The 26,553-nt window shown below is 34.9% G+C and carries 20 protein-coding genes and 1 pseudogene; 11 read left to right on the forward strand and 10 right to left on the reverse strand.

The window, feature by feature from the left end; all coding sequences use genetic code 11:
* Positions 1–117: 117 nt before the first annotated feature.
* From F6K23_RS24000 to F6K23_RS24010, 3 genes are all read right to left on the reverse strand, one after another.
* Complete coding sequence (locus F6K23_RS24000; protein ID WP_293160477.1) at positions 118–855, reverse strand: WD40 repeat domain-containing protein; 738 nt, start codon at positions 853–855, stop codon at positions 118–120.
* A gap of 51 nt (positions 856–906) precedes the next feature.
* On the reverse strand, positions 907–1,431 hold the full coding sequence (locus tag F6K23_RS24005; protein ID WP_293160479.1) for a WD40 repeat domain-containing protein: 525 nt from the start codon (positions 1,429–1,431) through the stop codon (positions 907–909).
* A 135-nt stretch (positions 1,432–1,566) separates the two neighbouring features.
* Positions 1,567–1,932 (reverse strand): hypothetical protein, encoded by a 366-nt coding sequence (locus F6K23_RS24010; RefSeq protein WP_293160481.1) that lies wholly within the window; start codon positions 1,930–1,932, stop codon positions 1,567–1,569.
* A gap of 556 nt (positions 1,933–2,488) precedes the next feature.
* On the opposite strand from F6K23_RS24010, the gene F6K23_RS24015 reads away from it, so the two are divergent.
* From F6K23_RS24015 to F6K23_RS24030, 4 genes are all read left to right on the forward strand, one after another.
* Positions 2,489–3,913: an NADP-dependent isocitrate dehydrogenase gene (locus F6K23_RS24015; protein WP_293160483.1), complete on the forward strand. Its 1,425-nt coding sequence runs from the start codon at positions 2,489–2,491 to the stop codon at positions 3,911–3,913.
* Between the two features lie 1,325 nt (positions 3,914–5,238).
* Positions 5,239–6,558, forward strand: coding sequence for a HEAT repeat domain-containing protein (locus F6K23_RS24020; protein ID WP_293160485.1), 1,320 nt, complete (start codon positions 5,239–5,241; stop codon positions 6,556–6,558).
* Positions 6,559–7,011: 453 nt separating this feature from the next.
* Positions 7,012–8,433, forward strand: coding sequence for a transposase (locus F6K23_RS24025; RefSeq protein ID WP_293160487.1), 1,422 nt, complete (start codon positions 7,012–7,014; stop codon positions 8,431–8,433).
* Between the two features lie 26 nt (positions 8,434–8,459).
* The gene (locus F6K23_RS24030) at positions 8,460–10,313 is read left to right on the forward strand and encodes a bifunctional serine/threonine-protein kinase/formylglycine-generating enzyme family protein (protein ID WP_293160489.1); all 1,854 of its coding nucleotides are present in this window, start codon (positions 8,460–8,462) and stop codon (positions 10,311–10,313) included.
* 572 nt (positions 10,314–10,885) lie between these two features.
* On the opposite strand, the gene F6K23_RS24035 is transcribed toward F6K23_RS24030, so the two are convergent.
* The 3 genes from F6K23_RS24035 to F6K23_RS24045 form a co-directional block, all read right to left on the reverse strand.
* Positions 10,886–11,464 (reverse strand): hypothetical protein, encoded by a 579-nt coding sequence (locus F6K23_RS24035; protein WP_293160491.1) that lies wholly within the window; start codon positions 11,462–11,464, stop codon positions 10,886–10,888.
* A 151-nt stretch (positions 11,465–11,615) separates the two neighbouring features.
* Positions 11,616–11,801, reverse strand: coding sequence for a hypothetical protein (locus F6K23_RS24040; RefSeq protein ID WP_293160493.1), 186 nt, complete (start codon positions 11,799–11,801; stop codon positions 11,616–11,618).
* A 921-nt stretch (positions 11,802–12,722) separates the two neighbouring features.
* Positions 12,723–13,346, reverse strand: a complete 624-nt coding sequence (locus tag F6K23_RS24045; RefSeq protein ID WP_293160495.1) for a 7-carboxy-7-deazaguanine synthase QueE — start codon at positions 13,344–13,346, stop codon at positions 12,723–12,725.
* Between the two features lie 516 nt (positions 13,347–13,862).
* On the opposite strand from F6K23_RS24045, the gene F6K23_RS24050 reads away from it, so the two are divergent.
* The gene (locus tag F6K23_RS24050; RefSeq protein ID WP_367267802.1) at positions 13,863–14,003 is read left to right on the forward strand and encodes an element excision factor XisI family protein; all 141 of its coding nucleotides are present in this window, start codon (positions 13,863–13,865) and stop codon (positions 14,001–14,003) included.
* A 128-nt stretch (positions 14,004–14,131) separates the two neighbouring features.
* Here the strand turns inward: F6K23_RS24050 and F6K23_RS24055 are convergent, their stop codons facing one another.
* Complete coding sequence (locus tag F6K23_RS24055; RefSeq protein ID WP_293160497.1) at positions 14,132–15,064, reverse strand: lipid kinase; 933 nt, start codon at positions 15,062–15,064, stop codon at positions 14,132–14,134.
* 459 nt (positions 15,065–15,523) lie between these two features.
* Here F6K23_RS24055 and F6K23_RS24060 point away from each other — a divergent pair, with 459 nt between their 5' ends.
* Together F6K23_RS24060 and F6K23_RS24065 are read left to right on the forward strand one after the other, a co-directional pair.
* The gene (locus F6K23_RS24060; RefSeq protein ID WP_293160499.1) at positions 15,524–15,898 is read left to right on the forward strand and encodes a helix-turn-helix domain-containing protein; all 375 of its coding nucleotides are present in this window, start codon (positions 15,524–15,526) and stop codon (positions 15,896–15,898) included.
* A 22-nt stretch (positions 15,899–15,920) separates the two neighbouring features.
* Positions 15,921–16,841 carry an RNA-guided endonuclease TnpB family protein gene (locus tag F6K23_RS24065; RefSeq protein ID WP_293160501.1) on the forward strand — a complete coding sequence of 307 codons (921 nt, stop codon included), beginning with the start codon at positions 15,921–15,923 and terminating at the stop codon, positions 16,839–16,841.
* 255 nt (positions 16,842–17,096) lie between these two features.
* On the opposite strand, the gene F6K23_RS24070 is transcribed toward F6K23_RS24065, so the two are convergent.
* A complete protein-coding gene (locus F6K23_RS24070; protein WP_293160503.1) occupies positions 17,097–18,884 on the reverse strand; it encodes a metallophosphoesterase in 1,788 nt (595 codons plus the stop codon).
* Positions 18,885–20,254: 1,370 nt separating this feature from the next.
* Between F6K23_RS24070 and F6K23_RS24075 the strand changes: the two genes are divergently transcribed.
* Positions 20,255–20,689 carry a trans-aconitate 2-methyltransferase gene (locus tag F6K23_RS24075; protein ID WP_293160588.1) on the forward strand — a complete coding sequence of 145 codons (435 nt, stop codon included), beginning with the start codon at positions 20,255–20,257 and terminating at the stop codon, positions 20,687–20,689.
* A 160-nt stretch (positions 20,690–20,849) separates the two neighbouring features.
* Here F6K23_RS24075 and F6K23_RS24080 read toward each other — a convergent pair whose 3' ends face one another.
* Together F6K23_RS24080 and F6K23_RS24085 are read right to left on the reverse strand one after the other, a co-directional pair.
* Entirely contained in the window at positions 20,850–21,326 is a 477-nt protein-coding gene (locus F6K23_RS24080; protein WP_293160505.1) for a hypothetical protein, read from the reverse strand.
* Positions 21,327–21,518: 192 nt separating this feature from the next.
* On the reverse strand, positions 21,519–21,701 hold the full coding sequence (locus F6K23_RS24085) for a hypothetical protein (RefSeq protein ID WP_293160507.1): 183 nt from the start codon (positions 21,699–21,701) through the stop codon (positions 21,519–21,521).
* Positions 21,702–21,821: 120 nt separating this feature from the next.
* On the opposite strand from F6K23_RS24085, the gene F6K23_RS24090 reads away from it, so the two are divergent.
* The 3 genes and pseudogenes from F6K23_RS24090 to F6K23_RS24100 form a co-directional block, all read left to right on the forward strand.
* Positions 21,822–23,636 (forward strand): aspartate kinase, encoded by a 1,815-nt coding sequence (locus tag F6K23_RS24090; protein ID WP_293160508.1) that lies wholly within the window; start codon positions 21,822–21,824, stop codon positions 23,634–23,636.
* Positions 23,637–25,045: 1,409 nt separating this feature from the next.
* Positions 25,046–26,023, forward strand: a complete 978-nt coding sequence (locus tag F6K23_RS24095) for a lysylphosphatidylglycerol synthase transmembrane domain-containing protein (protein WP_293160510.1) — start codon at positions 25,046–25,048, stop codon at positions 26,021–26,023.
* A gap of 159 nt (positions 26,024–26,182) precedes the next feature.
* Positions 26,183–26,553 (forward strand): annotated as a pseudogene (locus F6K23_RS24100) (lysylphosphatidylglycerol synthase domain-containing protein); the annotation flags it as partial.

Here is a 26,553-nt window from a genome sequence, read left to right on the forward strand (position 1 = left end):
GACTATTATAATGCTCAAAATCATTCATTTCCTAAATTTACGCTTTCTATATAACTATTTAATATTACAATACTTTTCTACATTTGACAACTATTTTCTACAGTTTAAGTTTAACAGTTAATTACCCTTTTTTAGTAACCCATCTAAATCATTAATTTGCCATAGTCTTAGACTGTTGTCTTGTCTAGAAGCTACAACTATTTGACTCCAGTCTTGATTTAATCCCATAGTATAGCCTTCATATTTGGCAATTAAATTTCCCCATCGGTCCCAAATTTTAATTCTGTCATTTTCTTCTATCATGGCTATGCGATCGCCGTCTGGACTAATTCTAATGTCTTTATGCCAATTTTCTCGCCCTTCTAACTTTGCTAGTATATTACCTTCTAAGTCCCAAATAATGGATGCTTTGCTGTTGAAAGGTGTAACAAAGTATTCTCCTCTTGGACTGGATACTGTTGCACTATAATAAGATACTACTGAGGAAGTGCTTGAGTATGAGAAACTTTCTCTATTTGCTAGTGTTGAGGAACTACCGTAAATTGTTGGGAAAATTCTGTGGCGAATTTCATGGTAATTCGTAGCACCCCAACCACAACTTTCAGGAAGAAATGGTTTCCTGAGAGTCATTAGTTGATTTCCTTCAATATCCCAAAATTGAACGCTTTTGCCACCAACAATAATAAGTAACCGTTCAGCATCAGGGCTAAAGTGTATATTAGGTATACTATTATAACTAAGATTAGGGATTTTAAAATTAGCAAGTTGATTTCCTTGTAAGTCCCATATACGAACAACTCTCTGACGTTCTTTTTTGCCTCTCCAATTTTTTTCTAATTTTGGTTCAAGAGTCATTATCCTGTCACCTTTTGGACTAAATTTCAGCCAATTTGTATAGTCTTTTTTTTAATCCTTTAAAACTGCTATTTCTTCGCCAGTTTCTAAATTAAAAATAGGGATTCTGTATGCAGGATAATGATTGTTAGGTGGAGGAAGCTTGTTTTTTGTTCTTTGATTTATTGCAGTATATTTTCCATTAGGACTAATAATATCTTGCCAGTTATAATGTTGAATATTCTCCTCCATCCAATGCACATTAGTAGGATATTCATGTTGCACTCCCCAATCAAAATTCCAGTTTCCCTTCAACTCTACTAACTTATTACCTTGAAAATCCCATACTTCAATTTTCTCTATTCGTTCCAGAATAATTTCGTGAACTTCAATCTTCTCTATTCGATTTAGAATAATTTTTTGACCATCAGGAGTTAACTCTATACCTAATACTTCTTCTGGATGTTTTTCAAATTTCACCAGTTTTTCATCTAATACATTCCACAGTTTAAAAGTCTTATCTTCTCCCAACATAGCTATATATTTACCATCAGGAGTTAGTCGTAAATCCCTAATATCAGGAACAACTCCTTTCATGGCTATATAATTACCTTGGGAATCAACCCAAACATCTTTAACAGCAGTTTTTTTCTGAGGAAAAATATTTATTGGTTTGCTGGATTGAAGTTCATTAATAATTTTTTGTAAGGTCAGAATAGGGGCACTTGTTAACTATTTAACATTAGGTTGGTTATTAATTTGTTTTAATTCATAAGCAACCTTCATAGCAGAAAATAATCCTGCTTGTTGTTGCAGTTCAAACTGTTTTAATGCTCGACTACTTTCTGCTTCTAAAATTTCTTGGTATTTTAACTCTTCTTCTGGTAATGCTTGAGCCGTTTCAAATTTACAAATAGGATAATCTCCCCAAGAAAATCTAAAATTATCACCACCAGGTTTGTCTATACGAAAAATTACTTTGTTATTCCAAGTCAACCTATAATAACCTTTCACAACCAAATATTTTCCTAGCAAAGAACAAATACTTCCTAAAAGTAATAATGTGCCTACTCCAAGATAAAGTTGTCGTTTGTTCATTGATATATCCTACAAATTTGATGATTTTCGGTATTTATAACTAGGTTGAGTCAACTTTACTAACTTATAATATTATCTAGGAAACTAATACAAAATATCTTAACAAATAAATCTCAATAAGAAAGAATAAAATCATCGTAAATTATTCCTTATAGAATAAAATTTAGTGTACTGACACAACTAAAATAATGTATTAGATTTTTTGATGTAACTCTTCTTAATTATGCAAAAGTTTGAGCATTTTTTTTAAGCAACATTTAAGGTGTGTCACTCCATAAGGGTGCGTTTTGCTCCGCAAATATGTTGCCAAAAGTTTTATAAGTAGTTTTTTTGCCTGTATATTATCTCGTAAAAATTCTGCTATTTATGTTACTCTTATCCATCAAAAACCTACAAAAATAATTAAACTATTCCTCCCCTTCTTCCTTCTTCCTTCTTACTTCTTCCTTCTTCACTTCTTCAATTCTAAAAAAATCTTATATATATTTCAAAATATATCATTATAGATCCATAATCTGGACACAAAGAAAAGTATTGTAGTCCAGACGATCGAAGTATGTACGAAAAAATAACTCCCCCAACCACCGGTTCTAAAGTCAGTTTCAGCAACGGTGAACCTAATGTTCCAGACGACCCCATTATCCCATTTATCCGAGGCGATGGTACAGGGGTAGACTTGTGGCCAGCATCTCAAAAAGTCTTCGATGCGGCGATCGCTACTGCCTATGGAGATAAACGCAAAATCAATTGGTTTAAGGTTTACGCTGGTGATGAAGCTTGTGAAAAATATGGCACTTTCCAATATTTGCCGGAAGACACTCTCAACGCTATAAAAGAATATGGTATTGCTATTAAGGGTCCTTTGACAACTCCCATCGGTGGGGGTATTCGCTCTTTAAATGTGGCGTTGCGTCAAATTAACGATCTATATGCTTGTGTTCGTCCTTGTAGATATTACGCGGGTACTCCTTCTCCCCACAAAAGTCCAGAAAAATTAGATGTGATTATTTATCGGGAAAATACCGAAGATATTTATCTAGGAATAGAATGGCGCGAGGGTACTGATATTGCTAGTAAGTTGATTGACATTTTAAACAAAGACTTAATTCCTGCTACTCCCGAACATGGCAAAAAGCAAATTCGCCTCGACTCCGGTATTGGAATTAAACCTATTAGCAAAACTGGCTCGCAACGGTTAGTCAAACGTGCTATCCAAAATGCTTTACGTTTACCTAAGTCAAAACAAATGGTAACTTTGGTGCATAAGGGTAATATTATGAAGTACACCGAAGGCGCATTTCGTGACTGGGGTTATGAATTAGCAACTACTGAATTTCGGACTGAATGTGTGACGGAAAGAGAATCTTGGATACTTTCTAATAAGGAGGAAAATCCTAATATTAGTAGTGAAGAAAATGCTCGAAAAATTGACCCTGGTTATGATGCTTTAACAGCAGAAAAAAAAGCTGAAATTTGCCAAGAAGTTGAGGATGTATTGGCAGCTATTTGGGATAGTCATGGGGATGGAAAATGGCAAGATAAAATTATGGTAAATGACCGTATTGCTGATAGTATTTTCCAACAGATTCAAACTAGACCAGGGGAATATTCTATTCTGGCAACTATGAATTTGAATGGAGATTATTTATCTGATGCTGCTGCTGCTATTGTTGGTGGTTTAGGTATGGGACCTGGCGCTAATATTGGTGATGAATGTGCTATTTTTGAAGCTACCCATGGCACTGCACCAAAACACGCAGGTTTAGATAGAGTTAATCCTGGTTCTTTGATTCTTTCTGGGGTAATGATGTTGGAATATATGGGTTGGCAAGAAGCTGCCGATCTAATTAAAAAAGGTCTTGAGGTTGCTATTTCTAATGGTGAGGTAACTTATGATTTGGCAAGGTTAATGGAACCACCTGTGGGAGCTTTGAAATGTTCTGAGTTTGCTGATGCAATTATCAAACATTTTAAAGATTAGATAAGTGTTCAACAATTAATTATTAATTATTAGGGTTTGCTTATGGAAGTCTTTTAGTAGAGGTAGGAGACAGGAGACAACCCACCCCTCGCCCCTCCCAGGAGGGGAGGGGAAGACAGGAGAAATGGGAATTTATAGGAGGTAGGAGCGGGCGTTTTGTCCCTTAATTTTTCTGCCCAAATCTTGACAAAAATCCGCTCCTAATTGAATAATTACTACTTAAAACCTCGAACTTTTTGATACTTAAAAAGGCACTTACCTTTATCTATAAAGGCTTTTCTATTTAATCAGCAAGCCCTAATTAATAATGAATAATTAATTATTACCTCTCCCTGAAAAGAAGAGAATTGACAAAATGGAGTTTTTTTTCTTTTTTATTCTTTAAAGGAGAGGCTTTAAACCTTAATTATTTAGTAAATGATAGAAAAAAAGGTGATTCATCTAGCACTATGAACTTTTTACCTAAAATAGCGTTTCTCAAGTTGCTGAGGTACAGTGATTTTTTTTATTTTCTACTCACTACTCTCTACTCCTTACTTCCTAAAACAAACAAATTTTGTATCTCGTCAGGATGGGAATTGCTATACCTGATATAGCAGAAGGAAGAAGGAAGTTTGTAGCAAAAATTTTAGTATTTCATATAAGCTTTTGATATATCCGCGCCCTTTCCTTCGATTAGACATAGGCGTGAGAATTAAAAATAAAATCAATTCTTATCTATAAATTATCAATTCTTTTTCCCTGTTCCCTGTTCCCTTTTTATCTATAAATTATTAATGATACCAATTCCCATGCATTAGTGCTATATTTTGGCAATACTTCAGTTGTCAACTAATCAGCATAAGCGAAATCACTTTGCATGCTAATTTTAGCTTGCGTTAATGTTAATTATTCTTATATTTACCGAAAAATTGTGGGTATGCGCCTCCCCTTTTAAGGGGATAATAAGCGGTCGTTTGCGCAGCATTCCGTAGGATGGGATGGCGAGGTCTCGGAGCCATATCCAATCGACTCCTGTGAAGAAAAATTTTCATGAATTTGTCAATCCTCTTCTTTTCAAGGAGAGGTAATTATTCATTATTCATTATTCATTATTAATTGTTGAATTCTCCCTGTACGGACGCCCTTATGCAACGTCCCTACCCACTCCCCTACTCCCCCTCCTGGTAGGGGGAGGGGCGAGGAGTGGGTTCCCTGCTCAACAAAATGTAGAAAAGTTTTTGAGAAATGGTATTATTTCTCCCTGTTCCCTGTTCCCTGTTCCCTCTTTTCTGAAGATGTCTATTGCTATATCTTAAGCTTAATATTGAAAAAATTATTCAGTTATGTCAAATATTCTCGAACAAGCAAAAACAGCTAGCCAAGAAAAAAATTGGTCTTTAGTTAATCAGTATTTACAGCAATTTTTATTAGCATCTCAAAAGACTCGTTTTGATGTGTTAGAAAATGCAGATTTAAATATAGCGATAGACCTAGCAATAACAGTTCTGAAAAATGGAGATTTTCAAGAAAAATGGGATATTTATAAAATATTTAAGCAGATTGGTAAACCAGCGATCGCTCCATTAATTGAAATGGTTCAAGATGAAGATTTAGACCTAGAAAAACGTTGGTTTGTGGCTCGGATATTGGCAGATTTTAACAGTGAGGAAGTTCGAGAAGCTCTGAAAAATATAATTATTAGTTCAGAGGCGGAAGATTTACAAGAAATAGCAGCAGATACTTTGGCAGTTTTGGGAGATTCAGCAGTTGATATTTTAACAGATTTATTGGCAAAACCAGATTCACGATTATTAGCAACAAAAGCTTTGGCTAAAATTAATTCTCCTAGTACCATAACACCATTATTAACTGTAGTAAAAGATGGAAATTATGAAGTTAGAAAAAATGCTATTACTGCCTTGAGTAATTACTATGATTCTCGGTTGCCTTTGGTCTTAATTTCCGCTTTAAAAGATACAGTAGCTCAAGTCAGAAAAGAAGCAGTAATAGGATTGAGTGCTTATGCTAATTTAGACGAAGAATTAGGTGTGGTGAAGTTGCTACAACCTTTACTGTGGGATATTAATTTTGAAGTTTGTCAACAAGTGGCGATCGCTATGGGCAAAATCGGTACAAATACAGCGGCAACGGCTTTATTTGAACTGTTAAAAACAACGAATGTTCCAGTTTTTTTAAAGCTTGATGCGGTGCGTGCTTTAGGTTGGGTTGAAACTCAAGTATCTGTGGAATATCTACAAGGTTTACTCGGAGATAATTCATTAGTTACAGTTGAGCATAAACCACAAATTGTGAATGAAATTATTACAGCATTAGGTAAAATTGAGCGTCAGGAATTAAAGCCAAAAGCTACAGAAGTTTTGATTGAATTTCTCAGAAGTAATAATTCAGTTTTAGAAAGCGTCCGTGTTAAAAATTCTTTAGTTTTAGCATTGGGATATTTGGGAGATATTCGTGCTCTAGATTATTTGATTCAGTTATTAGAAGAAGATGATGTTAGTGTGAGACTTCATTGTATAGCAGCATTGAAACAATTAGACTCAGAAAGAGCATATCAACAACTTATTTATTTTTCTCAAAAATCAAACATCAAATCTGAGTTAAAAACAGGAATAACTACAGCTATTGCTGAATGGAATTATTGAAAAGGTTAGGTTTTATGTCTTAGGTTTTAGGTAAGTTTTTTTCCCTACTTAAAAAGGGAGTAATACCAAGCGTGAAAAAAGAATGTTACAAATAGTTTCAAACTTTAGATGTGAAATAATTTCCTGAAATTACTGTAGTGTCAAAGTTTTGAGTCTATAAAATATTACTTTTAACTTTATAACTTTTAACTTTTAACTTTTGACTTTTGACTTTTGACTTTTGACTTCCGTGAATATGTTATTATATAATAACATGAGGTATAATTTGCCCCTATTTTTAGCTCTAATTCCAGGGATAACTTAAAATCCTGAATCCCCTATTAACTGCCCCGGCGGGAAGTCCCGCGCTGTAATTTTCAATGAGCGCGTCGGGATGAAAGCCGGGCATTATGCGTGTAGCTAGTCCTGATTTTTGATATAATAACTAATGTAGATATAAAGGTCGATACTACAATGCTACTGAAATACAAGTACAAGTTAAAAGCACATAAAAAGCAAGTGGTGATTATATCTAACTGGTTAGAAATGGCCAGGAAGCAATATAATTATCGTTTAGCTGAAAGGTTGAATTGGTTTGAAGCAACGCGCACATCAGTAAACGCTTGTCCACTTAATGTTTCAGTAGTGCCAGTAGAACGAATTTATCAAAATATTCCTGAATTTAGAATACAAACACGAGACGGCAGAAAAAAAGACAGTAATGGTAATCCACTAACTAGAAAAGGTGACAAACATCCCAACATAATAAATGGTTATGTTGCTTGGGAAACAGTACAGTTAGCAGACCTATCACAAACTAAAAAACTTTTCCCTGAATATAAGTCCATACATTCCCAAGTTTTGCAGGATGTTATCCAAAGAGTACAAACAACAATGGATAACTTTACCAAGCCAGACAAAAATGGTAAAACCAGTGGTAAGCCTAAATTTAAGGGAAAACATTATTATAATTCGTTCAGTTATCCTCAGTTATCAAATACCATACCCGTCAAAAATTCTAACGGTCGTTGTTGTGTCAATCTACCAAAAATTGGTTTAGTCCCTTTCGTCTATAATCGCCAAATACCAAAAGGTTTCAAGGTTAAGACAGGTACAGTAATTCGAGAAGCCGACGGATGGTATATCAGCTTCACGATAGAAGATAAAACCGTACCTGTAGAGGTTGCAGAAATTCAACCCACTGAAGATAACTCAAAAGGTATCGATCTAGGACTGTTGCACTATGCTGTTACATCCGATGGAGAGTTTGTAGAAGTTCCTAAATTTTTCAGGCTCTGTGAGCATCGCTTGTCTAAACTACAGGTGAGATTGGCTAAGAAACAAAAGCATTCAAAACCTTGGAAAATTCTCAAACGTAAAATAGCAAAACTTCATCAATTAATAGCTAGACAGCGTGTGGATTGGCAATTCAAACTTGCTTATCATTTGTTTAGTGATGTAAGCGTGATATTTTTAGAAGACCTACAGATAGCGAATTTAGTCCGACGTTGCAAAGCTAAATTAGGCGGTAACGGTCAGTTCTTACCAAACGGCCAATCTGCAAAATCAGGATTAAATAAGTCTTTGCAAGATACTGCTTTTGGTCAATTCATCCAAGTTTTAGAGTATGTAGCTTGGAAACTGGGTAAGCGAGTTGTAAAAGTAGACCCAAAAGGTACGTCTCAACATTGTTGGAAATGCTTGAATAAAGTCTCTAAAAGCTTATCAGAGCGCTGGCATTCATGTCCTAAATGTGGACAAGAACTAGACAGGGACTATAACTCAGCACTTCTGATACAGAAAATCGGATTGTTATCAACACAGGAGGAGGACATCACTTCTGTTAAAACTGCGGTCAGGGCGTCTCTGAGTGAAGAATCCTGCGCTCTCCCGTAGGGGAGCGTCGGGAGTATGTCAATAAAATGAAATACTGGAAATCAGGTAAACAACTACAAAATGGCAAATATATAATTCAAGACCTGCTTGGTATTGGCGGTTTCGGTATTACTTATCGTGCTTTAGAGCAAAGCTCTAATCAATTAGTTGCGATTAAAACTCTCAATTATCGAGTACAACGTAAACCAAATTTTGATAAACATCAAGAAAATTTTTTAAATGAAGCCTTATGTTTAGCAAAATGTAGTCATCCCAATGTTGTAGAAGTTCACCGCCTTTTTAAAGAAAATAAATTATGGTGCATGGTGATGGAATATATAGATGGGGATGACTTAGGAATTTATCGTGAAGAACAAGACGGAATTATATCAGAAAGTGAAGCAATACATCTAATTAAACAAGTAGGAGAAGCACTAATATTTATACATAATCAAGGATTTTTGCATCGGGATGTTAAACCTCAAAATATTCTGCTACGTCGAGATACTTTAGAAGCAGTATTAATTGATTTTGGTTTAGCACGAGAATTTAATAGCGGCAGCGTACAAACTCATACAACAGATAGTACATTGTATTTTGCACCAATTGAACAATACGAAAGACGAGCAAAACGGGGAGCTTTTACCGATATATATGCCCTAGCAGCAACCCTATACGTTTTATTAACAGGCGAAATGCCTACACCAGCAAAAGTCAGACAAGAAGGAAAAATACCATTAATTCCACCAAAAAAATATAATTCCCAAATTAGCGATCGAGTCAATAATGCAATTATTCAAGGCATGAAATTAGAGCCAGAAGAACGGCCTCAATTTGTTGCTGAATGGTTGACTTTATTATCTCCAGTACAAGAACTTGTCATAACTAATTTACCCTCAACTTTGCCAGCAACTCTGCCAATAATTACCGATACTCCTCCAGAATTATTAACTGTTGATTCTAGTTTTGAACTCGAATTGGAAACTTTTAAATTTGAATATTTAACAATCAAAATTAGCTCAAAATGCGAAATAATTGAAACCCAAAAAGAGCAACGGAAAACTCAACAATTTATTGAAAATATTGCCAATAATATTTTCCTAGAAATGGTATCTATTCCTGGCAATACTTTCTTGATGGGTTCCTCAAAAACAACAGCAGAAAAATGGGAAACAGAAAGCCCACAACATCAAGTTACAATACCACCTTTATTTGTTAGCAAATATCCCATTACTCAAGCACAGTGGCAAGCAGTAATGGGCAAAAACCCAGCTTATTTCAAAGGAGAAAATAGACCAGTAGAAATGGTATCTTGGTATAACGCAATTGAATTTTGTCGTCAGCTATCTGCTCAAACTGGAAAAACCTATCGGTTATTATCAGAAGCAGAATGGGAATATGTTTGTCGCGGAGAAACAACTACATTATTTTGCTTTGGTAATAGTCTGATAACTGACCTAGCAAACTATAATGGCGAAGAAGCTTATGCTTGTTCATTACAACAAAATTATCGCGAACAAACAACAGATGTAGGTAGTTTTCCACCCAACGCTTTTGGATTATACGATTTTCATGGAAATGTCTGGGAGTGGTGTGCCGACCCCTGGCATAATAATTATCGGGGCGCTCCTTCAGATGGTAGCGTGTGGGAAAAAGATGGCAATTATAACTACAGAATGTTGAGAGGAGGAGGATACTTAAACTATTCTAAAGGTTGTCGTAGTGCCAATAGAAATTGGAAAACTCCCAGAAGTAGGTATAAGTCAGTAGGTTTTAGAGTGGCAGTTTCTCATCCTGTTTCAAAAGAGGGAACAGGGAACAGGGAACAGTGGTGCGACCCCGCGTCGGCGGCAGACGCAAGGGAATGCGCACCAAGAGAGGGAACAGGAAGAAATCATTGATAATTTATGGATCGGGACTTATGCAAATTTACTTTTAAACCACCATCTGTAGGGGTGAATGGTATTCGCTCTAGCTATATGTAGATCCTCTGCGTAAGTCCTGTGGATAATAATTGATTTTATTTTGAGTTTTCACACCTATGTCTAATCATCTATTGCTAAATCTTTCTAAATTCTCTTCCTTGGGGTGTCTCCTAAATTCTAAATTCTAAATTCTAAATTCTAAATTCTAAATTCTGCTTTGAAATTTTATTGAAAAAAATTAATTTTTGTAACTTTCAAATCCCCGACCAAAATTTTCAAGCTCTCCCCGCCAAAATATTTAGATAATATTTAGCAAAAATTTCATGGGAGAGTTTGACCAAAAACTATCGCAAAGATCGAGTCGGTTAAATGTTACAGATAGTATGGGAATTTATATTTTCTTTTGCAGGTTTAATACCCCACCGTCTGAACGGTGCTGAAAATTGTTTGGAGTTTGTAGGCACTAAGTAGCCAGTAGTTGACTATCTATAAGCAATTTTCCCTGATGCATAGCTGCCTTCTTCAAGACTTAAATTTGCATCAGAAACTTAGTCATCAACAATATTAGCCCAATCAGGAAAAGAAGGAGGAAAGAAATTAATATCATAGTCCGACTCTTCCCACTCATTAACCCACAATGGCACTACTCCCACTCCTTGTATAGGAGTTCTAGAAAAAACCCTTTCCCCAGATTCAACAGTGTGAAATATCTGTTTGAGGGTATCTCCTAAATTAAGGGCTAAACTTAATAGCTCATCTAATTCAGGAGTAACCCGCTTCACTCTTGGTTTGTCCTCCTCAACCCACAGGAGTTTTAGAGACTTAAGGGATCTTGGACTTAGTTGACTTCGATAGTAAACACGCTTAAGTTGGGCCACAGGCTCTAGACTCCTTTCTACCCGGCGAATTTGCTGTAACCGGAGATAGTGCCACTCTGCCAAATGCTTTCGGTCTTTAGGAGGTATTTTTCCTTTACTAGAGGAGTGTTGGAACCCATATTTTGCGCAACTACAACCAAGATTAGCTAAAAGATGGATTAATTGTCTTTCTTTAGGAGTAGCTTGTCTTCTTTCTGCAGTTCTTGTAATAACCCTTTTTCTTCGTGTAGTAGTCGTTGTGTCCATCATTTTTCGATAATAGTAATCAGAACATAATACAAGGATAATCTAGGGTAGAACCCTAATTAGTAACATATAGTTCTACCCATATCTGAATATCCACTCTAATTTGTCTTTACTGTCTCCAGGAAGTTATTTCTGCCTTCCTTATAGTTTATTCTCATTTCTGTGTATCTATGTCTTCTTTATTCCCATCTTCATCACTGCCTTCATAACTAATTATCTGACTCTTTTCAATGCTACTCTCATTAGATGGCCTTAAATTACCAGCTATGGCCTTTGGTAGTTGGCAAAACGTCAAGCCTGCGGAGGCTATTAACCCAAAAATGATAATATTCTGTTTCATAGTAGTAGATGAACCCTGTTTAGTTTTTTAGATAGACTCACGATACTCTGCAACCTATAAAAAGTGGGTTGTTGCAAAAGACCTCTTGTCTTCCGATGAATCAGTCTGCAATTATAAAAGAAGCATAGGCACGACCTGATGGATCGCAAAAGCCGGAAGTGAGGTGTTAGTAGTCTTATTACTATTTTCTCCCCAATCCTGCTATTTGGGATGTGGAGACTAAGCCATTAGGGAGTTAAACCATCAGGTAATTAGTCCATCTAGGAGTTATCCATCAGGGGCATCTACTATTTCATTTAACTATCAGGGTGTATCTCCATCTGCAGTTCTGAACTAGCTGTTTATTTTATAAATAGACAGCTTTTTTTAATTTGAGGGTTTACTCGTTTGTATGTATAGCAATGAGCGCTGGTATATTTACAAATTGCAGAAGGGGCCAAATAGCTAAAAGTCTTATATTATCAGCAATTTATTTCCCCTGTTGCCTGTTGCCTGTTGCCTGTTGCCTGTTGCCTGTTGCCTGCACACAGCGCTATACAGAATTTTCTAGGTGAAAGAAAGACGGAATAAGGAGGAAGGATCGAACTAAAGTCCAAAACTTTGAATCCAGTCTTGATTAAGTTTTAGAACAGATATTAGGTTCAAATCTTCTCAGCCTTAAAAAAATGTAATGCCCTTTAATTTTAATTGGGTTTCAACTTAAATTTTACCGAATAATTAAGGTATAAAGCCTCTCCATTCATGGAGAAAAAAGCGGTCGAGGGATGAATTGGTTTCCTAACTATATCCAATCGACCAAGAGAAGAAAAAAATTCATTTTAATCCAATCCTATCTGTTTTCAAAGAGAGGTAATTCTAAATTCTAAATTCTTAATTCTAAATTCTTGAAATAGCTTTTGTCCCTAAATTTAATACTATAAATTATTGTATTCCCAAATATTTATGTAACTGCACGGATAAGCGGTAACTAGGATATTTTTGGAGTAATTCTAAGACCAATGGTAAGGCAAGATTACGACTGTACCATTCGGGCTGGAGAAAAACAGGCATATTATTATTTGCCAATAAAATTTTACTATAAAATTCTAACTCTTTACCAGTTTCTATTACTAATTTTATTTCTGATGCCCTCATCCACATCTGTTTTACAACTGGATATTTAGGACTAATATGTTGTTTAGGGCTAAGGGTTATCCAAGTCTGAGGTGAAATTTCTTGCCAATAGCAACCGGATGTTTCTATAGAAACTTGTCTGCCAGTAGCTTCTATCCTATTTACTAGATTAGGTAACTGTTTATGGATAAAAGGTTCACCGCCAGAAATAACAACTCTGGGAGAAAATAACTCATTAATTAACTCATCAAAAGTTTTAATTTTTCTTGGTAAATTAGTTCCTCCATCGGCATAACCAGTATCACAATAATGACAACCTACTGGGCAACCAGCAAGACGAATAAAATCTACTGGTGTACCTGCCCAATGGCCTTCCCCTTGAATGGTTTTTTGGAAAGTTTCATGTATGGGAATTATTAATTTTTCTGTCATGTTTGAGTTATAAATAGGGTTTGCTGAAAAAGTCTTTTAGCAGGGGTAGGAGTCATGAGTCAGGAGTCAGGATTAATGGAGAATTTAGAGCAGGTAGTCGGATATATTTATCCCTTTATTTTTTGCCGTAGTTCGCACAAAATCCTAACTTTTTGGTCGTTCAAGTTTAAAAATTTGCACTTTTTTTCGTTATAAAAAGGCACTTACCTTTATCTGTAAATTATTTTATATTTAATCAGCAAGCCCTAAATAAGAATAAAACAAAGTATTTTATTTTAGTCATTGACATCTTCCATCTTATAGTCATTTCAGTTTAGATTGAGACAAGCTTTTCTTTAAGAGAAAAGGTTTCAGCAGAAAAAGTGTTTCATTCTTATTTAAAATGATTATATAAGTAGATAAACTTTAAACAATGCCTGCTAAAGATATTTGTAACTACTATAGCAGTCGAAACAAAGGTTAGGACATTTATAAAGGTTAAAACGAGCCTCAGGGATTACTTTTGACTTTTGACTTTTGCCTTGTGCGGAGCGCTACAATGGAACCGAGGTCGATATTGCTGAAGAATTAGTGACATTAGGAGTTCCCAAACACGATATTGTTTTAGGATTTCATTCCCCCTATATGAGGCAATTTACTGAGTATGGGATGAGTTAATTGGAGTCGGTTATCAAGAGTCAAATTCTCAGTTAAATATTAATCATAAATACTTACTGAATCGTTGACTCCTATTGACCACTATAATTTCCTTCTTACTTTTGACTTTTGACTTCCGCGTAGCGGCACTAATCAATTACAGGGTTAAGTTTTTCCTTTTCAATAGTTACTTTCCTCGGCACCATAACGGCTAAAGCTAAAGGAACTACCTGGAAATGTGCTGGAGTATAAGTAACAATTTCCCCATCTGTATTAATGGGACGAGGTTTGCGGGTATAAACATTAAATACAGAACCAGTAAGAAAACGAAATCCAAAATTTTCTTGATATTTTCCTTGCCATATAGAAGGCAACATACCGATAAATTGCCAACAATACTTGATTTCTAAACTGTATAAATCTAGTCTTTGGTCATCAATAGCAGCATCGTGAGCAATAGTCATACCACCTCCATAATGTTTGCCATTTCCTACCGCAACTTGCAGAGTTTTAACTATTTTTGTTTCGCCATTGCAGTGAATTTCTGCAGTAAAAGGGCGACTTTTTAAAATCATTTTAGTGGCAGTAATAGCATAAGCTAATACACCCCATCGACGTTTTGCTTCTTTAGTTAAATTGTTAGTAATATCTACACTTAATCCGATACTAGCAACATTGAAAAAATATTTGCCATTAACTACACCTAAATCTATATAACGTTTTTTACCTGTAGCGATCGCTCGACAAGCTTCAAATAAAGAATCAGGAATTCCTAAAGTTCTAGCTAGATCGTTAGCTGTTCCTAATGGTAAAATTCCCAAGGGTAAACCTGTTTCTACTAGAGCATCTACTGCTAAGTTTAATGTGCCATCTCCACCACCAATAATTACCATATTTACCTGGTTTTTATAGTTTTGAATAAAATGGTTAAAGTCCTGGGGAGATTCAGTTTCTTTACAAATAACTTCTAAGCCAAAATCTTGTAAATAATTTAAAGCTAAAGGTAAATTATTAGTGACTTTTCTAGCATGGGGATTAATCAATAAAAGAGCTTTTTTTGATTCTATTTTATTTGGTTTCATAAAGAAAGTCAAAATTTAAAAGTAAGGATTTAAGCAAGGAATCAAGAAGTAGCAAATTACGATAACTTTATAACCGGATTTCATATTATTGCTGAAATTGGAGATATTTATCTCAACTTTGGTTGAAGACCCGCGCTCTCCCAAAGGGGAGCGTAGGGATGAATGCGAGCGCATTCCGGAGGAAAAACCAATCAATCTTGCGGACTAGCAGGTAACTTCTCTACCCTTGTGTCAACCTCTAGACGTTTATCTCCTACCTCAGTTGGCAGACTATCTATAAAGTCGCTAATCAATTGAGTCATAGTTTTCTGCTTTCTAGCTGCATATAATCTAAGCTTATCTAATCTCTTTTCAGTTATTCGACAATGCAATGATGTTTTCACTACTTTTATGTTGCATATGTGTACATAATCTATTATATTTCAACTACAGACAAAAAGAATAGGTTGCAGAAAATAATTGAAAGCCAGATACAAATGTCGCATCTACCCAAATCATGTCCAAGTAACTAAGTTAAATCAATTGTTTGGTTGCTGTAGGTACGTCTGGAATCAAAGTTTAACCTATTGCAATAAATTATATGCTTTAGGCAAAAAAAAGCCTGGTTACGTTGATTTAACTAAACAATTCATAACTCAAGCTAAACGCGAATTACTTTGGCTGAAAGATGTAGCTTCTAGCCCGTTACAACAATCACTAAAAGATTTAGACCAAGGTTACAAAAATTTCTTTGATAGCTGTACTGGCAAGAGGAAAGGAATTAAGGTCAAGGCTCCTAAGTTTAAGAGTAGAAAGTCTAAACAGTCTGCTAGGTTTACCAATAATAACTATTAAGATTGGCCAGAATAAAATATTCTTGACCAAGATTGGAAAAGTAAAAATAGTTTGGTCAAGATCACTCCCTAGCAAACCAACATCAGTCACAATCATTAAGGACTGCGCTGGTAGATATTTTGCTAGCTTTGTAGTAGAAATTAATCCTGAAATCTTACTTAAAACTGATAATTCAATAGGCATTGATTTAGGAATTTCTACATTTGCAACTTTGAGCAATGGAGATAAATTTGAAGCACCAAAGCCATTAAAGGAAAATCTTAAGAAATTAGCTAAGTTTCAACGTAAATTTGCCAAAACTGAACTAGGTAGTAAACGCCGTGAAAAACGCAGACTAAAAATAGCTAAACTTTCCTACGGAATGCTGCGCAAACACGCCAAAATCAAAGACATTAGAACAGATTTTCTTCATAAGTTGTCAACTGATTTAGTTAGAAAATATGATGTTATTGTATTAGAAGATTTGAATGTTTATGGTATGGTTAAGAATCGTAAATTAGCTAAAGCAATTAGTGATTTAGGTTGGAGACAATTTAGGACTTTAACAGAAGCTAAATGTGAAAAATATGGTAAAGAGTTTAGAGTTATTAATCGTTGGGAACCTACTAGCCAAAAATGCAGTTGTTGTGGGTTTAAAGGTGGTAAAAAAGAATTGAATGTCCGTGAGTGGACTTGTCTCAATTGCGGAACTTTCCATGATCGTGATATTAATGCTGCTACAAATATTTTGCAAGTTGTTAGACCGAAAACCAAGGTTGAAATAGTTCAAAAGACAGCAGTAGATAATCCTATACAGCTATCACTTTTTGATACAGTCGCGGGTGGGCAGTCCGAGACTTTAAACAAGACGAGGAGCCGTCGTAAGTCGTCCCCTAAAAAGGATGCTAACAGCAATGAGTCGTCTACCCTCCCTGAGTTCATTCAGCTTAGTCTGTTTGAATAGATGGGAATCCCGCGCGGTCTAGAATATAGCAGCGTCGGGAGGATGTCAAATATTACAAATTATGCATGAATGTGGGCGAGTTTTAATTGCTTATTTTTTAGGTGCTTTGGGAACAGTTTTGGGAACTATACTAGCATAATTTAAAATTCGTCTTTAAGCACAGGATATTACTGGTGATAACACAGTTCCTCTGCAAGAGGCTAGCTAATAGCTGAATGTTTACAGAAGAGGTAATTTTAATTATTAATTATTAAACTATTCCCTGAGTTTAAATTCATCAAATTTGACTACATTAGAATTAGGTTTTCTGGTATCAAAATAGTAACTACTAACTGTTCCTGTCTCAGTCTCAAAAATACTAAAAACGGTAATGTCATTACTAGCAATATAGGGTTGAGGTTTTCCCTTTTCATCTAGCAAAGGTGCAATGGTTGGAATTATCGGTTCTAAACCATTAGGATTTCCAATTTCAGCATATTTTTCCTGATAATCTAAAGGTACATTTCGCTTTTTATCTCCTACATAAGCTCCATAACTATTACCGACATTGGATGTTTCTAGAAAGTGCATTCCACTCGGACTAACAAAACGATTCCAAAGATGAGAATGCCCATAAAATACTAACTGTACGCCAGCAGTTTCTAGCAAGGGTAAAATATCTCGAATAATATAGTCATTTTGTTGGGGATATTCATAACGAATCATTGTAATATTGCCATTTTTATCTCGGTCAATATATTGTATGGGATTAGTATAAGCAGGAGCAATATTTTCACCAAGAGAATGGGGTGGATGGTGAAACATTACGACTTTATATTTAGCTTTTTTAAATTCTTCACTTGCCAGTTCTTTTTCTAACCAATTATATTGCTCGCTACCTTGATTAATAGGTTCAAAAATATGCTGGCCATAGCCCCATTCAGCCGGATTATCAAAATCTTTTTTTCGTTCCCGATATTTGCCTCTCGCATTATCTCTTAAATGAGGAACTCTCCAGATATTCGTAATATATAAAACTACTAAACGTACATCGCCAAAAGTTACAGCATAGTAATTTTTTTCCTCTGAACTATTTTGAGGCAGAGTAAAAATTTCTTGGTAAGTGTCAGTGTTAAAAGAATTATTTTTTAACCAAGCTGTATCAGGATCGATATTTGTGGAATTTTGCCTATATAAATCTGACGGAACATCTCGTGGATAGGGTTGACTAAATTGGTAATTCAAAGAAGTTTTCATGGAAAATATACCCATAACTTCGTGGTTGCCAATTGCTGGAAAAAGAGGCATATTTTGAATTAATTCCCCTCCTGTGTAGATAGTTTTTGTACCATTTTTTTCTAATTCATAATTAGCTCTACCTTGGAGATTAGAAAAAAAAGCATTTCCTCGATTATCATCAAACCATTCTGAAGCACGGTCGGGAATATTAACTAAATCTCCAGCAAAAAAAATAGCGTCTAATTTATCAAAAGTTTTAGTTACTTTTTGTAGATTTGCAGAAGTCATTGGTTTTAATTGATGGTCGGAAGTTAGGAGAATTTTTAAAGGTTTACCAGGGGTTGGTTTAGCAGCCAAAGTAAAAATTTTGCTCCTCATATTTTCCCCATTTTCCTTTTGGCTAATAATTCGATATGGCACAGAAATATTAGGTGTTAAACCAATAACTTTTGCCTCGTGTCGCCAGATATCTCGCATAATAGGTTGTTGATAAATTAAACCTTTTTCTGTTTGTTTTCCTACGCGAGAATCTTGGTCTTCTCTAGTCCGACTTAGTTTAGTAGTATTTGCCTCAACAACTTGATTCAAATTTTCACCATAAACTACAAAATTTCCTTTGCCAGGAAATTCAGTAAACCAAACAACTTGTACAGAATTTTCTGTCGGAGCTTGGAGAAATGGATCTGTTAAAAATTGAGTTGGAGATTCGAGAGAATACATAATTATAAATATGAAAATAACAACAATAATTAAAATACCAAAAATCCATGGATTACGATAAGAACCTCTGGGATTTTCAAATGTTTCTGGAGGAGGATAGAACATAGAAATAATTAGGGTTTGTTGAAAAAGTATGCATGGCAGGGGCAGGAATCAGGAGTCAGGAGGAACGGAGAATTTAGAGGAGGTAGTCGGATATATAAATCAGGAATTAGATGCGAGAATTGAGGTGTTCCTTTAAAGCATGGAATATAGCAGCTATCTTATTCTTGTGTATTTGTTTTTCCCCTCCATACCTATTCCTTATTCCCTCCATACCTAAAACAAAAGTCTCCAATATCTCACAACTAAAATTATATTGCTATATTTATCCCTTTATTTTTTTTGTCATAGTTAGCCTAAAATCCTAACTTTTTGGTCGCTCGAACTAAAAAAAAATGCACTTTTTTTTCGCTGTAAAAAGGCTAAAACCTTTATCTATAAATGCTTTTATATTTAATCGGCAAGCCCTCATTATACCAATTTAAAAAAAGAATACTACAAGAAACTGCATCTGGATTAGAGATGTTTAAAATTAGCTGCTCTAATTCATTTCATACAGCTATTTCTATTATTTTTTTTCTTTTTTTATTCAGTAGTTTTGTAAAAGTAGTGATTTATACTGGAAGCAAGAAACAATTAACAATTAACAATTAATAATTAATAATTAATAATTCATAATTACCGATTTAAGGGAAAAAAAGCGGTCGAGAGATGGCGAGGTCCCCTCGCCATCTCTAATCGACCAAGAGAATAATTTTTTTCCTTTTATTCAATCCTCTTCCTTTTAGGGAGAGGTAATTATCAATTATCCATTATCAATTATCAATTATTGAAAGTACTTTTGAGGATAGTGAGGTACACTTATAGGACTATTCTTATATTTCCTATTCCCTGTTCCCTAGAGCAATAAAACTTTGTACCTCATCAACTAGAAAACTGTTGTAAGTCAAAAACTGAGGATAATAACTACGGTAGTTCTCCATAGTAATGGTATACAGGAAAAAGGAATACTAGGCACGGGAGCAAGATGCTCCCACTGTTCTCGTAACAAAAATAATGACAATGTACAACCATTACAATGCAGCACCACCATAACTACTAATATTGAAGCTGAAAATTTATGGTAAATTTATGAATAATTTGGAAAAAATGATGCTAAATAAGAAAAATAATTTGTCAAATTAACTAACACTATTTTATCAAAAAGAGGAAAAAAATTGATATAATTAAATCTGACGATTAGTTGTAGCTTTTTGGTAAAAAAAATGCTTAATCAATATACAAGAATTACTAATTATTACGATTTATTGATGATGTCTGGCTACTATGACTACCATAATATAGCTAAGGAGGCATACTCAATTATAGGTAATAATTGTCATATTCTTGAACTAGGAACAGGAACGGGATTACTTGCAGAAAAATACATATAAATCGACCAAAACTGTCAGTTTACTGGAGTCGATATTACACCATCCTTTTTGGAAATTGCCAAAAAACGTTTGGGAAATAAAGCTAAGTTTATTGTCGCTGACGCCCTAAAAATGGAATTAAATAAAACCTTCGATGTTGCTATATCAAATGCCGGAGTTTGGCTATTTATTAATTGGGGTGATCGCTTGGAGTTAGTAAGTCATATTCCTGATGTTCAAGCTAACTATCAAGGGTTAAAAAATTTAGCTCGTCATTTACGAACTGGAAGTTTGTTTTTGTTAAGTATACAAAAGTCGGGGATTGATTTTGAACAACATTTACCAGGAGGAATTGTATATTCTCAAATTATTGAGGAATTAGAAGATAAAGTAGATTATCGCACTCGTAAAAAAAGCTATTTATTTAAGAAAGATGGTGAAATTCTAGCTCAATAACAACTAACAATTACCCTCTTTAGACAGGATGCTTATCAGAAATTATTTGATGAAGCAGGATTTGATTTCCAAGGTGTTAATAATGACAATAGCTTGGCGGTCTACAAAAAGATATAAAAGTCTATTGGTACTGAAACTGAAAATTTATAGTCTTTTCCTTCTAATAATTTTCAGTAAAATGTTTTAGATAGCCTTTTAGTCCACCAATATAAAACAGGTCTTTTAAATAAATATCTGTATTAGGTTTTAATAAGTTTCTTGGTTTAAACCCACATAATATAGAACTGTAAATAGCATTGCAGTCAAAATTATAAACTGGATGATATATATATGAAACAAATTCTTTATCTATTTCTTTAATGTCAACATAGTTATGCATTCTATCCCCTACTACCTGATTTAACAATAGAAAAAAAATACAAATTTGGTTTTTCTTGTGTTCTTTTTCACTTGTTTTCCATTTAACTCCATCTAGAATTTTCTGGCATTCATCATGTTCTAGGTTTACATAATCCTGCTCTAAAACAAAAAAATATTCATATTCATCTTCTTCATATTCATAGTCAACATTTTCCTCCAAAATCCTAGAAAAGCAAGTAGTTTTAACTTGTAAATTTACTGATTTATTATTTGTCAAATAAAAACCCGCTCCATCATCTCCCCATTCATATAACTCGTAATCAACATCACTAATTAATTTATATAAATATTGTTTTACAGATTCTTCCCCTATTTTACCTATTTTATAATTAATAAATTCATCAGGAAAGTAATCGCTATACCCACCATAATACTTGTATGTTAACTCCTGACAAAAGCAATTTAATTTTTATGCTAAGTTATAATAATAATCTAAATAATATAGATGAATAGCCTCATCAAAGTCATATTTACTCCTTGTAAAACTAGACATCCTGTCTTTTAGCTTGATAATAAATTCATCTTGTTGTGATTCTAAAATTTTCATCCAATTAACTTCTGGCATGAGATAAATTATCAATATTTGACTCAAATTGACTCTTTTTTAAATATTAAATTATACAACATTTGAATCAATCCGGTTAACAACTTTTCACTGAAGAATTTAAAATCAATACAGTTTATATTTTAATAGTCTAATTCTCAAATCAATATGCTAATAGTCCAAAAATACGGTGGAAGTTCAGTCGGGTCTGTGGAAAGAATTAAAGCAGTGGCCCAACGTATTGCAAAAACAGCAAGCGATCGCTCGGTAGTAGTAGTCGTTTCAGCAATGGGAAAAACCACAGATGGTTTAGTCAAACTAGCAAACGAAATCTCTTCCAACCCCTGTCGCCGAGAAATGGATATGCTACTATCCACAGGGGAACAAGTGACCATCGCTCTCTTGAGTATGGCCTTACAAGAGTTGGGAGTGTCAGCTATTTCTCTGACGGGAGCGCAGGTAGGAATAGTCACAGAAGCTGAACATTCCCGCGCTCGTATTTTACATATTAAAACTGAACGCATAGAAGAACATCTCCAAATGGGAGAAGTTGTAGTTGTTGCAGGTTTTCAAGGTATTAGTCAGACTCGCTACCAGGAAATCACAACATTAGGTAGAGGCGGTTCGGATACTTCCGCAGTTGCTTTAGCAGCAGCACTCCAAGCAGAAAGATGTGAAATATATACAGATGTGCCAGGAATTCTTACAACCGACCCCCGCATAGTACCTGAAGCGCAGTTAATGTCAGACATTACCTGTGATGAAATGTTGGAGTTGGCAAGTTTAGGAGCAAAAGTGCTGCATCCTAGGGCAGTTGAAATTGCTCGAAATTATGGAATGCCATTAGTAGTCTTATCCAGTTGGAGCGATGCACCGGGTACTCGTGTAGTTTCGTCAATACCCCAACATCGTGCTTTGCAAGATTTGGAGTTGACAAAATCTGTAGATGCTGTGGAATATGACATCGACCAAGGAGGAGTTTCTCTGTTGCGGGTTCCCGATCGCCCTGGTGTGGCAGCCAAATTATTTTCTGGTATTGCTGTACAAAATATAGATGTAGATTTGATTATTCAATCTATTCACGAAAGTAATACTAATGATATTGCTTTTACTGTTGGGAAAGATACTTTGAAACAAGCGGCAGCAGTAGCGGATGCAATACTACCTGCTTTAGGAAAAAATTCTGACCCCAGTTTGGGCGAACCGGAAATCAAAATACAAGAGCGACCTATTGCTAAAGTCAGTCTTGTGGGTGCGGGAATGATCGGACGACCACGAGTAGCAGCAAAAATGTTTGAGACTTTGGCAGCAGCAGGAGTAAATATATTAATGATTTCTACTTCGGAAGTTAAGGTTAGTTGTGTGGTTGATGCAGAAGACTGCGAAAAGGTGGTTAATTCTTTGTGTCAAGCATTTGATGTGGATGTTGCAGATATTTCTACTAACTCTAATGCTTCTAAGTCGGAAGAAGTTACCCCACCAGTGCGAGCAGTTGCTTTAGACATGAAGCAAGCAAGACTAGCAGTACGTCAAATTCCCGATCGCCCAGGAATGGCAGCAAAAATATTTGGTTTGTTGGCGCAGAATAATATTAGTGTGGATATGATTATTCAGTCACAACGTTGTCATAGTGTGAATGGGGTTTTGACTCGCGATCTTGCTTTTACTGTTTCCCAACCAGAGGGAGAAAGTGCATATCAAATTTTGGCAAATGCAGCATTAGAGTTTGGTTGGGGAGAAGTGGTGTTGGAGAGTGCTATTTCTAAAGTGAGTGTGGTTGGGTCTGGAATGATTGCACATCCAGGGGTAGCAGCACAAATGTTTGAGGCGTTGTCAGCAAGTCAAATCAATATTTTGATGATTGCTACTTCGGAAATTAAAATTAGTTGTGTGGTAGAAGAAGAGGATGGTGTAAAAGCGTTGCAAGCTATTCACAAAGCTTTTGGTTTGTCTGGAAATGAGGTGGTTAAAGTTCCTGTTTGATATTAATTAATCAGGTAGTTCAACAATTAATAATTAATAATTACCTCAAATAATTGACAAAAAAAGGAGTCAGGAGTCAGGAGGAAAAAATAAGGAACAGAAGAAGAAAGTTTTTTATTACTAATTAAGCGGACTAGATATACAGCTGATTCCACTTTTATTAGGTAAACCTGTCGCGGGCAAGATGCCCGCACTTGCATTCATTTAATTATTAATATTTGTACTTCATATACTAGGAATTCGCTATAAGTTATTATCCGAAAATAATGGAAAAAATGATAAAAATAAAATATTTGGTACGCGCTATTTCTATTGCTATTTTTGTGTAAGCATTCAGCCCTCCGCTATCAGCTATTGCTTTTAGTTTTAGATAAAAGTTTTACTAATTGAGGCAAAATTGATACTTACTACCAAAGTCGGCTGTAAAGTCTATATTTATTTAAACCTCCTCATAAGAGCTGATATCAAATCCGGTTGAATACCCACACTTTGGAGTCAGGAAGGCAGAAGGCAGAAGGCAGAAGGCAGAAGACAGAAGGCAGAAGGGAAGAAAAGGCTAGAAGGAAGAAGTTTTTTTATACCGAATTAAGCGGATTTGATATGATATGGGACAGCTAATAGCTAAATGCTGACATTTTTGTAATATCAATAATATGTCTTTTACTTGCTTATCCAATAATATTTAATTTGGTTGAGTGTCAAATAAACCCTAGAAAAATGGATTACCGTAGCTCAATGGGATTTTCTTGTAATTAGGATTTACTGATTAATTTTCAAAGCATTGATAGATAAAGGTAAGTGCCTTTTTAGGTGGAAAAAAGTGCCAGTTTTTCGGTCTAAAAAGCTCAAAAATTAAGTATTTTGGGTAGGCAAAGGTAGAAAAACAAAGGGACGATTCTCCCGACTTTCTCCTCTATAATTCCTATTTATCCTGACTCCTAAGCTAAAGCTGATTTATTACTTAATAACTGAAGTGTTCTACAAGAATAGCATTATTTTTAGAAATTGGTATTACTTTTCTCCTTCTTATATCATATCCGGATAATTAGTGATGAAAAACTTATCAAGAGTGCTTAAACAGTAAATCTTTCTATTTTCCCTACTCTCCTACTCCCCTACTCCCCCGCTCCCCTACTATTTTAATAATCAGTATTCAACCGGACATGATATTACTCCTGACTCCTGAGGACTGACTCCTCAGTTGTTATATTATGCAACGCCACTACTATAATTATTGAACTATCCATATAGCGTTTCCCAAGGTTGTGAGGTACAGTTATCTTTTTGTCTTTTTATTCCCTGTTCCCTCTTCCCTATTCCCTATTCCTTCAAACCTAAAATTTTGTACCTCACGCTTTTTGGGAATTGCTATAGTAATTTAGACTAAGTTAAAGACTTGAGCATCCCTTATGAAAAGACTAATTTCTATAATTATCAGTTTACTTATTCTGACAGCTATCTACTGGAAAATTGATTTTGCTGGACTGATAAAAGTATTCCAAAATTCTCACCCTATATGGATGGTGTTCAGTGTTAGTATGATAGCACCATTGACAATGTTAACTGCTTGGCGATTACAACAATTAATGCCAAAAAGAGGGAGTAAATCATCATCTTATCTAAATTTTGGAGAAGCAAATCAATTAATTTTAGCTGCTAGTGTATTAAATATGATATTACCCTCAAAAATGGGAGATATTGTCAAAGCTTATTTTATGAAACAAAGAGGACATTTAGAGGGTAGTTTATCTCTATCCCTAGTGATATTTGAAAAGGCTTGTGATTTAGTTTCTTTGTTAATATGGTGTGCTTTTGGATTGATTGTTTATCCAGAAAAAGATTTATTATTCTGGGTGATGACTGCTGGAGTAACTTTAGGATTAATTATTGGATTATTATTATTATCTTCTCGCAAATTTACCAATATATTTTTTCAAATTGCGCGGAAAATTGCTCCGAAAAAAATATATTCCAAGATTGATAGTTTAGAGCATTCTTGGATAGAAATGCACAGATATTTTTGGCATGACAAAGCACAATTAACCAAAATTGCTACTACTTCAATATTTATCTGGTTCGGGCATCTATTACAAATTTGGTTTTTTACTCTAGCGTTAAATGTTTCGGTTCCACTTTTGGCAAGTTTAGCATTATCTCCCTTAGCAATTTTGGCTGGATTATTACCTTTAACTTTTGCTGGAGTTGGTACTCGTGATGCTGCTTTTATTCTGTTTTATCAACCTTATTTTTCTACAGAAGTTGGAGCTGCTTTAGGATTACTTTGTACATCCCGTTATGTATTACCAGCAATTGCAGGTTTGCCATTTTTCGGACAATATTTAATTGCTATGGAAAAAATGCAGAATATTAGAAAATCTCAAAGTTAAAATTGGATTAATTCTTGAGAGTTTGCTAAACTGTTGTGCATTTAAACGATTTGCCGATCAAATCTTACTTCTAACTTTTGACTTTTGACTTCACATAAAGTTTTGAGCTGATAAAATCTTACTTTTGACTTTTGAATTTTGAATTTTGACTTCACATAGTACAGATATTTTTGGCATGACAAAGCACAATTAACCAAAATTGCTACTACTTCAATATTTATCTGGTTCGGGCATCTATTACAAATTTGGTTTTTTACTCTAGCGTTAAATGTTTCGGTTCCACTTTTGGCAAGTTTAGCATTATCTCCCTTAGCAATTTTGGCTGGATTATTACCTTTAACTTTTGCTGGAGTTGGTACTCGTGATGCTGCTTTTATTCTGTTTTATCAACCTTATTTTTCTACAGAAGTTGGAGCTGCTTTAGGATTACTTTGTACATCCCGTTATGTATTACCAGCAATTGCAGGTTTGCCATTTTTCGGACAATATTTAATTGCTATGGAAAAAATGCAGAATATTAGAAAATCTCA

The organism is Okeania sp. SIO2C9 (assembly GCF_010672455.1).
Classification (GTDB): Bacteria; Cyanobacteriota; Cyanobacteriia; order Cyanobacteriales; family Microcoleaceae; genus Okeania.

Excerpts from the sequence above, each read along its gene's own strand:
- F6K23_RS24000 (WP_293160477.1), bottom strand. The coding sequence starts at position 855 with ATGACTCTTGAACCAAAATTAGAAAAAAATTGGAGAGGCAAAAAAGAA.
- F6K23_RS24005 (WP_293160479.1), bottom strand. The coding sequence starts at position 1,431 with ATGAAAGGAGTTGTTCCTGATATTAGGGATTTACGACTAACTCCTGAT.
- F6K23_RS24010 (WP_293160481.1), bottom strand. The coding sequence starts at position 1,932 with ATGAACAAACGACAACTTTATCTTGGAGTAGGCACATTATTACTTTTA.
- F6K23_RS24015 (WP_293160483.1), top strand. The coding sequence starts at position 2,489 with ATGTACGAAAAAATAACTCCCCCAACCACCGGTTCTAAAGTCAGTTTC.
- F6K23_RS24020 (WP_293160485.1), top strand. The coding sequence starts at position 5,239 with ATGTCAAATATTCTCGAACAAGCAAAAACAGCTAGCCAAGAAAAAAAT.
- F6K23_RS24025 (WP_293160487.1), top strand. The coding sequence starts at position 7,012 with ATGCTACTGAAATACAAGTACAAGTTAAAAGCACATAAAAAGCAAGTG.
- F6K23_RS24030 (WP_293160489.1), top strand. The coding sequence starts at position 8,460 with ATGAAATACTGGAAATCAGGTAAACAACTACAAAATGGCAAATATATA.
- F6K23_RS24035 (WP_293160491.1), bottom strand. The coding sequence starts at position 11,464 with ATGATGGACACAACGACTACTACACGAAGAAAAAGGGTTATTACAAGA.
- F6K23_RS24040 (WP_293160493.1), bottom strand. The coding sequence starts at position 11,801 with ATGAAACAGAATATTATCATTTTTGGGTTAATAGCCTCCGCAGGCTTG.
- F6K23_RS24045 (WP_293160495.1), bottom strand. The coding sequence starts at position 13,346 with ATGACAGAAAAATTAATAATTCCCATACATGAAACTTTCCAAAAAACC.
- F6K23_RS24055 (WP_293160497.1), bottom strand. The coding sequence starts at position 15,064 with ATGAAACCAAATAAAATAGAATCAAAAAAAGCTCTTTTATTGATTAAT.
- F6K23_RS24070 (WP_293160503.1), bottom strand. The coding sequence starts at position 18,884 with ATGTTCTATCCTCCTCCAGAAACATTTGAAAATCCCAGAGGTTCTTAT.
- F6K23_RS24090 (WP_293160508.1), top strand. The coding sequence starts at position 21,822 with ATGCTAATAGTCCAAAAATACGGTGGAAGTTCAGTCGGGTCTGTGGAA.
- F6K23_RS24095 (WP_293160510.1), top strand. The coding sequence starts at position 25,046 with ATGAAAAGACTAATTTCTATAATTATCAGTTTACTTATTCTGACAGCT.